We start from the raw sequence: 8658 nt of genomic DNA, 5'->3' as shown, positions 1-8658 counted from the left end.
AGTGTCAACACACCCTAAATGGTTAGTCAGAGATAAACTCATTTAAAGAAAATTCTAGTTAATAAGAATTAGATTTTAATTTTAAATAATTGAATTTAATAAGATAAAAAATATTTTTCCATGGTACGTATGATCTTGATTTTTCATATTTAGATTATTTGTATTTAAGGGAAATATATTGAAACTCCAATTTGACCACCTCAGCAATATAAGTATTACCGATATTATTGAATTAAATACCCATTATCGCGTACTGAGGCATATGCCTTTAGCGCATGGCATTATTTTAGATGAAGCGCGATGGATTGTTTGAGTAAATGAAAGTATAAATCCATACTTTTTTAAATTTAGAAATGTTTAAGGATCACGCATCAAGTAGTTGACCAACTTCCAAGCTGGTATATCCACGTTCTTTAAAGATCAAAATAATCGCTTTTTTATAATCTTCACAAATAGATGTTTTATATTTAGTGATGAGTTGAATCTCGGAATTCAGCTCCAGGTCATTTTTTAAGGTCAAAACTTCGGTAGAGATCTTATTAAAAATCTTTAAATTAAACATATAGGCACCTGTTATCAGTTGTAGCGGCCCGACTACAACAAATACCTGCCTTAGCTCAGCTAGACACCCTTGGTCGCAAGGATTACAAATTAGAAAAAGTTCTGCAAGTTTTGAGGAATTGATAGATTAAATAACCTTCTAAATCATTCCTATTTAGCAAGATTGTCGGCCTAAAAATTAATTTTATATATGAATTTCTTAATAATCTCATGTTTGCTAAAAATTTAATAGGAACCAGTTTTTGTAACAATTCTTTTAATATTTCAGATTATTCATAATATTTTATTAGTCAAATGAATAGAGAGATCATTAATTCAGGATTTTCATATCCTGATGATGAGGTGACAAAGTATTTTCCCTGTCTGGCAAAAGTAGTAATCGGACTCTTTGTACGCTTTGGCTCACATCAATCTCGGCCTTTTGCTGCTATCCAGAATACTGGAAGTTTCCTATGATGAACTCATCAGGAACAGGAAGTTCCAAACAAGAATAACAATAGATCAGCACAAGGACAGTAAGGTACGACAGGAGTTATACCGAGCGAACCCATACGAAAAACCCCAGCAGGACGCTGGGGTTTTTCTTTTAGAATTTAAATTAAATTTCATTCTTTAGATGTGCAAATATGTGACATACATCACATTAAAAAATCCATTTTCTTATATATTTTGCCACTTGCTCAATTTTATGAGATTAATGATTAATCTTATATTTCAATTATTTAAATAACATCAAATTACATTACCAAACATAAGTACACACAAAAAAACATCAATATCTACATTTTATGTCAACATTTTTGCCAAGTGTACTGAGTAGTACACTATTTTTAATACAAGGAAATTTATATGAAATTAGTTCAATTAACTTTTGCCGGGATAGCGTTAATTGCTGCATCACAAACTTTTGCTGCTGAAGAAGTAGCACAAACAGCTCCTGCTGCAACTGAAACAGCTGCATCTGAAGTTCAAGCTGCTGAAGCACCTGCAAGCGAAGCTCCAGCATCAGAAGCTCAAGCAACTGAAGCGCAATAATATGACAGGATTTATATTTCTCTGCGTGAGGGATATAAATCCTTCTTAAAAAGCCAATACTATTAAAAGAATAATTTTCTCATTATTTCTATCTAATAATGAACTTATACGTCTTTTCCGAATTTAAGCCATAAAAAAAGACGCCTGAGCGTCCTTTTTTATCGATCCAGATCAGTCAAACAAACGATCAAAGAAAGATTTTTTCTTTGGAGAAGACTGGCTGCCCTCATCTTCCATGGTCGCTTGCAACTCTTTTAACAGTTCACGTTGACGTGCAGTCAGGTTCACCGGTGTTTCTACAACAACACGGCAAAGCAGATCACCTTGCATGGTTGAACGTACTGGTTTCACGCCCTTACCACGTAGGCGGAACAGTTTACCGGTTTGCGTACCTTCAGGAATTTTCAGGCTGACACGACCATCTAATGTCGGAATCTGAACTTCTTTACCCAAAGCTGCATCCGCAATTGAAATTGGCACATCCATATACAGATCTGCACCGTCACGCTGGAAGATTTCGTGTTCACGTACCACGACTTCAACGTATAGATCACCTGATTGGCCATCACGGATCGCTTCACCTTTACCAGTCAAGCGTACGCGGTCGCCATTGTCCACCCCGGCTGGAATAGTAACTTCCAAAGTTTGCTGACGGTCAGATACACCTGAACCATGACATTTATTACATGGATTCTTGATGATCTTGCCCTGGCCACGACAGGTACTACAGGTTTGCTGTACCGAGAAGAAACCTTGCTGCATACGTACCTGGCCGGCACCATGACAGGTTGGACAGGTTTCAACATCGTTCGGATTTTTAGAACCTTTACCATCACAGGCGTCACATGGCGCTGGTGCAGTAAAAGTAATGGTTTTCTTAACGCCTTTCACTGCTTCTTCAAGGGTCAATTCCATCACATAGCGTAAGTCTGAACCACGGCGTTGACGTTGCTGGCCACGGCCACCCCCACCAAAGGCTCCACCGAAAATATCCCCAAACTGGCTGAAAATATCTTCCGCACTGAAACCACCGAAGCCGCCAGCACCACCACCCATACCACCTTCAAAGGCTTGATGGCCCATGCGGTCGTACATGCTGCGTTTCTCGCTGTCTGACAGAACTTCATACGCTTCTGAAGCCTCTTTAAATTTCTCTTCAGCTTCAGGATTGTCCGGGTTACGGTCTGGATGATATTTCATCGCCAACTTACGGTAGGCTTTTTTAATTTCATCATCACTAGCGGTTTTAGAGACGCCCAAAACCTCATAATAATCACGTTTAGCCATGTCTGGCGATGCTCCTCACGGAATTCTATTTAATATTGACTGTGGTCTAAAATTGGGGTTAAACCCAGCTTTACAAGGGGAATTCTGAAAAAAAATTGAAAGCTTAGAATACGGCTTTGTTTTGAGAAAATTTGAAGATACCTTTGAACCAGGCATTAATGAGGAAAATAATGGCAATAAAGCTGAATACCACACCTGCGACTGTGCAGGCTTTTACCCAAAGCTGGCTATCCCAAGCAAAGAAAAATAGTGGAATAAACCAGAGTGCAGCAAAAATCGCGAGTACTGAATAAATTACAATATTACGCATGATCCAGAGTGCCTGTGCCTGTAACCAGACTTCGGCATAATCAATCTGGGTCACCTTACGTGCATACCAGTAGGCGAATATGCCGCTCACCACTGTAAACAAAGCAAAAAACATGAAGACATAAGCCATCGCCACGGAGCGTCGCATCTTGGTGAGTGTGTCTTGAGTCATGTTTAGTCAACCTTAGTGTGCGGCCCAGCACAAGCGAGTTCCGCAGCAGTATGTCTTTTTTGAATTATTAAAAAATCAGGTAGTACTATATTGAAATTTTCAATATTTCGCACCTGAAATTATGACAAATTTAAACAGAATTTAAACTTTTTTTCACTTTAAACCATTGTGCATATAAGGCTGGCAGGAAAAACAGCGTTAATAGCGTTGCAACGATCAATCCTCCCATAATGGCAACCGCCATTGGCCCGAAAAAAATGCTTCTGGATAAAGGAATCATGGCCAGAACGGCAGCCAGTGCAGTCAGGACAATCGGACGGCAACGGCGCACTGTGGCATTGATAATTGCATTCCATTGCGACTCACCGGCCTGAATATCCTGTTCAATCTGGTCAATGAGAATTAACGAGTTACGCATGATCATGCCTGACAAAGCAATCGTGCCTAGCATGGCCACAAAGCCAAAAGGTTTATTGAAAATTAACAGGAATAAGACCACGCCAATAATGCCCAATGGCGCCGTCAGGAAGACAATAAAGGCACGCGAGATACTTCTAAGCTGGATCATCAATAAAGTCATCACCACCGCTAAAAATAATGGCATACCCGCATTCACTGAGTTCTGCCCTCGCGCAGATTCTTCAACTGTCCCGCCTACCTCTATTAAATAGCCACTTGGCATTTCTGATCTGAGCTGTGCCAACTGATCTTTCAGCTCGTTGACCACGGTTGCCGGTTGCAGTTGCGTCCGGATATCAGCCCGTACGGTAATGGTCGGCAAGCGGTTCCGATGCCAGATCAGGCCTTCTTCAAAGCTGTATTCGATCTTGGCAATCTGGGCCAGAGGAACTGAACTCCCATTCGTAGTCGGTACTGCCAGACTACTCAGTGAACCGACATCGACACGTTCAGCCTGATCACCCCGTAAGCGGATTTCAATCAGCTCACGTTTCTCACGGTACTGATCAATCGCAGTTCCAGAAATCGAGCTATTCAGAAAACTGGCCAAATCGCTACTGCTCACGCCAAGCTGACGGGCGCGGTCCTGATCAATATCCAGTTTAATCACTTTACTTGGCTCGCCCCAGTCCAGATGCACATTGGTGGTATTCGGATTGTCTCCGACCGTTGCTGCAACTTTCTGTGCCCATTGACGGACTAATCCCAGATCTTCACCCGATACACGGAACTGTAATGGATAACCGACCGGTGGGCCATTTTCCAGCAGAGATACGCGGGTACGGGCTTCTGGTAACAGCACCCGAATCTGGTCACTTAAGGATTTACGGATTTCATTGCGGTCTTCAAGTGATGAAGCCAAGACCACAAACTGGGCAAAACTGGCTTGCGGTAATTGCTGGTCTAAAGGTAAATAGAAACGCGGTGAACCAGTACCAACATAGACCACATAGTTATCAATCCCCTCCTGTTTGGACAGGAAGTTTTCAACTTTTTTTACTGCCGCTTCAGTCGCTTTTAATGAAGCACCCTCTTCCAGTTTCAGATCCACTAGAATTTCGGCACGGTTCGATGGCGGGAAGAATTGTTTTGGCACCAGATTAAACATCAAAATGGATAGCACAAAAATCCCGACAGTCGCCGCGATGACCGTTTTACGGTAGGTGACACAGATATTCACCCAGCGACGAAAGCCCTGATAGAACTTGGTTTGATAAGGATCATGATGTTCACCAGCATGATGCACCAGCGGCTCCGGTTCAGGGCGTTTGCGTAAACGCGCCCAGAGACGTTGATACCATGGCGCTCTCTGCACCAGATCCTTATTGAAATCTGGCAGAAGTTTGTCACCTAAATAAGGTACAAACAGGACTGCGGCAATCCAGGATACTAACAGTGCCAGCGTCACCACCTGGAAAATCGAGCGGGTATATTCCCCGGTACTGGATGCTGCTGTCGCAATCGGCAGGAAACCGGCAGCAGTAATCAGGGTTCCGGTCAGCATTGGAAAAGCAGTCGTCCGCCAGGCATGACCGGCCGCCTGTAAGCGGCTAAAGCCTTGCTCCATTTTGATTGCCATCATTTCTATGGCAATGATCGCGTCATCGACCAGAAGGCCAAGTGCCAGAATCAGGGCACCCAGAGAAATCTTATGCAGGCCAACATCAAACAGTTGCATCCCGGCAAAGGTCATCGCCAATACTAACGGAATCGAGAAAGCCACCACCAAACCAGTACGGAACCCGAGTGAGAAAAAACTCACCAAGAGAACAATAATCACGGCCTCGGCCAGAACTTTCATAAATTCATTAATACTGCGTTTCACTGCTACCGGCTGATCTGAAACTTTTTGCAGATCCATTCCTAAAGGCAAAGTTTTCTGCAACCGGGCAAATTCCTGTTCCAGATTTTTACCCAAGGCAATGATGTCACCGCCTTTACGCATCGATACGGCAATACCGATGCCATTTTCGCCCATAAAGCGCATACGCGGTTGTGCCGGATCAGTAAAGCCGCGATAAACTTCAGCCACATCGCCGAGCTGGATGGTCTTGCCATTCACCAATAAAGGTAATTGCTGCAGTTCTTCAACATTATTCAGCGCACCACTGACCCGCACCTGAATCCGGTCAGAACCGGTTTCAAAAAAGCCCGCCTGAGTCATGGCATTTTGCTGCTGCAGTGTCTGCTGAATGGCTGTCACCGGAATACCCAGTTGGGTAGCTTTGGTGTTGGAGATCTCTATCCAGATTTTCTGATCTTGGAGGCCAATCAGTTCAACTTTGGCGACATCCTTGACCCGTTGTAACTGTAACTGCAAACGGTCGGCATATTCTTTAAGTGTGGCATAATCAAAGTCATTGCCTTTAATGACATAGATGTTACCAAAGGTATCGCCAAACTCATCATTGAAGAATGGACCTTGTACGCCTTGCGGTAATTCATGGCGAATATCATTGATTTTCTTACGAACGTTATACCAGACATCTGCGACATCCTTGGAAGCCAAAGAATCCTTGGCAATAAAAGTCACCATGGATTCCCCCGGACGGGAATAGGCCATGATCCGGTCATACTGACCAGTAGTCATCAACTCTTTTTCAATCCGATCCGTGACCTGTAAGGACACTTCTTTAGCACTGGCACCCGGCCAGTAGCTCTGGATTACCATCACCTTAAAGGTAAACGGCGGATCCTCACTTTGTGACAGTTTGGAATAGGACACGATACCCACCAAACCGAGCAGGATCATGAAATACAGTACCAGACCTTTATTCTTTAAGGCCCATTCAGACAGGTTAAAGTTCATGTTTAACTCCCTGCCTGAATTTTCACACTACGGTTTTCACGGTCAATCGGATTGATTTTTTGCTGATCACGCAGAAGATGCATCCCACCAATCACCACATAATCATCAGCCTTTAACCCACTGAGAACTGGTACAGAATCACGGCCATAAGCACCCAGCTGAACCGGCACTTTGCGGATGGTATGATCCGGCTTGACTACCATCACATAGGCCTGCTGATCGGTCGCTGAAACGCTGGATAAAGGAACGCTAAGGACATTGTCCTGACTGTTCTGGAAGAACACCCGGGCACTCTGACCAAGCTGAATCTGGCTGTTCCCTTCGCGTAAAGCCACTTTCACCCGGAAGGTACGCGATTGATCTGCTGCAGGTGAAATCTCACGAACAAAGGCGGCGAATTTTTCATTCGGTTTGGACCATAACGTGACCCAGGCCGGCTGACCGGTTTTAATTTCGGAAATCGCCTGTTCAGGAACCCCAATCACGACTTCACGCTCACCGGCTATCGCCAGTTCAAAGGCCGCCTGCCCTGCTGCAACGACCTGACCAATTTCGATATTACGTGCAGTAATTACCCCACTTTTATTGGCAATGAGCTGGTTATAAGCAGTCTGATTTTTAGCCGTATCATAATTAGACTGGGCCTGTTTCAGATTTGACGCGGCTGCCTTATATTGGTTTTCAATCGCATCATATTGCGAACGGCTCACGGCATTGGTGGGTAACAGCTGCTTGAAACGCTGTAATTCATCCTGAGCAATTTTACTGGCCGATTGAGCACTTTCCAGCTGGGCACGTGCTGCATTTAATTGAAGTTGAGCATCTTTCACATCTAGGGTCGCCAAGATCTGCCCCACTTTTACCTGATCGCCCACATCGACAAAACGCTGGGTGACCTGCCCGCCTACCCGGAACGCCAGTGCTGTTTGCTGACGTGCCTGGACATCACCGGCATAGCTTTTCAATTCCTGATGTGAAGTTTTCGGTGTGGTCACCATGACAAATGGAACTTCCTGTTCTGCTGCAGCGCTGTCCTTGCTACATCCTGAGAAAGCCATACTGCATAGGACGATCATGCCAGCCAGTGCGCTCTGTATCGTGCTCATTATTGTTCGCTCTTATCTAATCATCATTTTTAGGGCAAAATAGGTAGATATATAAATTGCTTATTTTTTAATTAATATATCACCCGGTACACTAATTAGGATTCTGCAGTTAAAACAATGACCATATTGATTTTTTTTGGATGAAATTGTGCAAATACCGGTTGGACGGCCCAAGGATCTGGAGAAACGCCAGCGTATTCTGAACGCAGCGAAACAGCTGTTTTTACAGCATGGTTATCATGGTTCCAGCATGAACCAGATTGCGCTGGAAGCCGGGGTGACCAAACTCACTGTCTATAATCATTTTCAGGATAAGGCCACGCTGTTTAGCTGTGCGGTTGAAGAAACCTGTGAGGCAATTCTGCAGGAATCTCCTAAAGTTCTGCAGCCTGATAGTGATTTTCAGCAGGAGCTGTATCAGATCTGTCTGCGCTCATTCAATATGGCTTTGTTGCACAAACCTATCTGTAAAGGCTTTTTCAGCGATATAATTTTCAAATGAAGAAGCCTACACACAAAATCTACCGCACAACCAATTGGCCCGCATATAACCGAGCACTCATGAGTCGCGGAAATATTGCCATTTGGTTTGATCCTGCTACGCAATGGTATGCTCCATCAAAAGGCAAACAAGGGCGAAATCAAACCTACTCCGACGCAGCTATCCAATGCTGCTTAATGATTAAATCCTTATTCCGTCTATCTTTACGTATAGTCACTGGCTTTGTGCAAAGTCTGATTAAACTTTGCGGATTAAATTGGACCGCACCAGATTACAGTACGCTTTGTAGAAGACAAAAGCATATTGATATTGCAATCAGCTACCAAAAAAGTAGCGATGGGCTGCATCTACTCATGGACTCTACAGGCATGAAGTTTCTAGGTGAGGGCGAATGGAAACGCAAGAAACATGGACCTGA

At 43.8% G+C, this 8658-nt stretch carries 7 protein-coding genes and 2 pseudogenes; 4 read left to right on the top strand and 5 right to left on the bottom strand.

The features are described 5' to 3' along the window. Positions 1-178 precede the first annotated feature (178 nt). A complete protein-coding gene (locus B3143_RS05080) occupies positions 179-313 on the top strand; it encodes a hypothetical protein (protein ID WP_286739727.1) in 135 nt (44 codons plus the stop codon). A 51-nt stretch (positions 314-364) separates the two neighbouring features. Here B3143_RS05080 and B3143_RS05075 read toward each other — a convergent pair whose 3' ends face one another. Further along, positions 365-562, bottom strand: a complete 198-nt coding sequence (locus tag B3143_RS05075; protein WP_104426834.1) for a hypothetical protein — start codon at positions 560-562, stop codon at positions 365-367. Between the two features lie 848 nt (positions 563-1410). On the opposite strand from B3143_RS05075, the gene B3143_RS05070 reads away from it, so the two are divergent. Beyond that, positions 1411-1596, top strand: coding sequence for a hypothetical protein (locus B3143_RS05070; RefSeq protein ID WP_005233192.1), 186 nt, complete (start codon positions 1411-1413; stop codon positions 1594-1596). A gap of 171 nt (positions 1597-1767) precedes the next feature. On the opposite strand, the gene dnaJ is transcribed toward B3143_RS05070, so the two are convergent. From dnaJ to B3143_RS05050, 4 genes are all read right to left on the bottom strand, one after another. Beyond that, positions 1768-2883: a molecular chaperone DnaJ gene (gene dnaJ, locus B3143_RS05065; RefSeq protein WP_034703346.1), complete on the bottom strand. Its 1116-nt coding sequence runs from the start codon at positions 2881-2883 to the stop codon at positions 1768-1770. A gap of 103 nt (positions 2884-2986) precedes the next feature. Further along, entirely contained in the window at positions 2987-3364 is a 378-nt protein-coding gene (locus B3143_RS05060) for a hypothetical protein (RefSeq protein ID WP_104426832.1), read from the bottom strand. A gap of 130 nt (positions 3365-3494) precedes the next feature. Then, positions 3495-6632: an efflux RND transporter permease subunit gene (locus B3143_RS05055; RefSeq protein WP_286739725.1), complete on the bottom strand. Its 3138-nt coding sequence runs from the start codon at positions 6630-6632 to the stop codon at positions 3495-3497. A 2-nt stretch (positions 6633-6634) separates the two neighbouring features. Then, the gene (locus tag B3143_RS05050) at positions 6635-7738 is read right to left on the bottom strand and encodes an efflux RND transporter periplasmic adaptor subunit (protein ID WP_286739724.1); all 1104 of its coding nucleotides are present in this window, start codon (positions 7736-7738) and stop codon (positions 6635-6637) included. Positions 7739-7886: 148 nt separating this feature from the next. On the opposite strand from B3143_RS05050, the pseudogene B3143_RS05045 reads away from it, so the two are divergent. Next, positions 7887-8103: pseudogene (locus tag B3143_RS05045) on the top strand (TetR/AcrR family transcriptional regulator); the annotation flags it as partial. Between the two features lie 133 nt (positions 8104-8236). Continuing rightward, positions 8237-8658: pseudogene (locus B3143_RS05040) on the top strand (IS5-like element IS17 family transposase); the annotation flags it as partial.

It is taken from the genome of Acinetobacter sp. UBA1496 (assembly GCF_002324975.1).
Lineage (GTDB): Bacteria > Pseudomonadota > Gammaproteobacteria > Pseudomonadales > Moraxellaceae > Acinetobacter > Acinetobacter variabilis.
The sequence above is the reverse complement of the archived record's forward strand: the minus strand, read 5'-3'. Positions and strand labels throughout refer to the sequence as shown.

Bases quoted from the DNA above. Each gene is read 5' to 3' on its own strand.
- B3143_RS05070 (WP_005233192.1), top strand. From the start codon at position 1,411: ATGAAATTAGTTCAATTAACTTTTGCCGGGATAGCGTTAATTGCTGCA.
- B3143_RS05075 (WP_104426834.1), bottom strand. From the start codon at position 562: ATGTTTAATTTAAAGATTTTTAATAAGATCTCTACCGAAGTTTTGACC.
- B3143_RS05055 (WP_286739725.1), bottom strand. From the start codon at position 6,632: ATGAACTTTAACCTGTCTGAATGGGCCTTAAAGAATAAAGGTCTGGTA.
- dnaJ (WP_034703346.1), bottom strand. From the start codon at position 2,883: ATGGCTAAACGTGATTATTATGAGGTTTTGGGCGTCTCTAAAACCGCT.
- B3143_RS05060 (WP_104426832.1), bottom strand. From the start codon at position 3,364: ATGACTCAAGACACACTCACCAAGATGCGACGCTCCGTGGCGATGGCT.
- B3143_RS05050 (WP_286739724.1), bottom strand. From the start codon at position 7,738: ATGAGCACGATACAGAGCGCACTGGCTGGCATGATCGTCCTATGCAGT.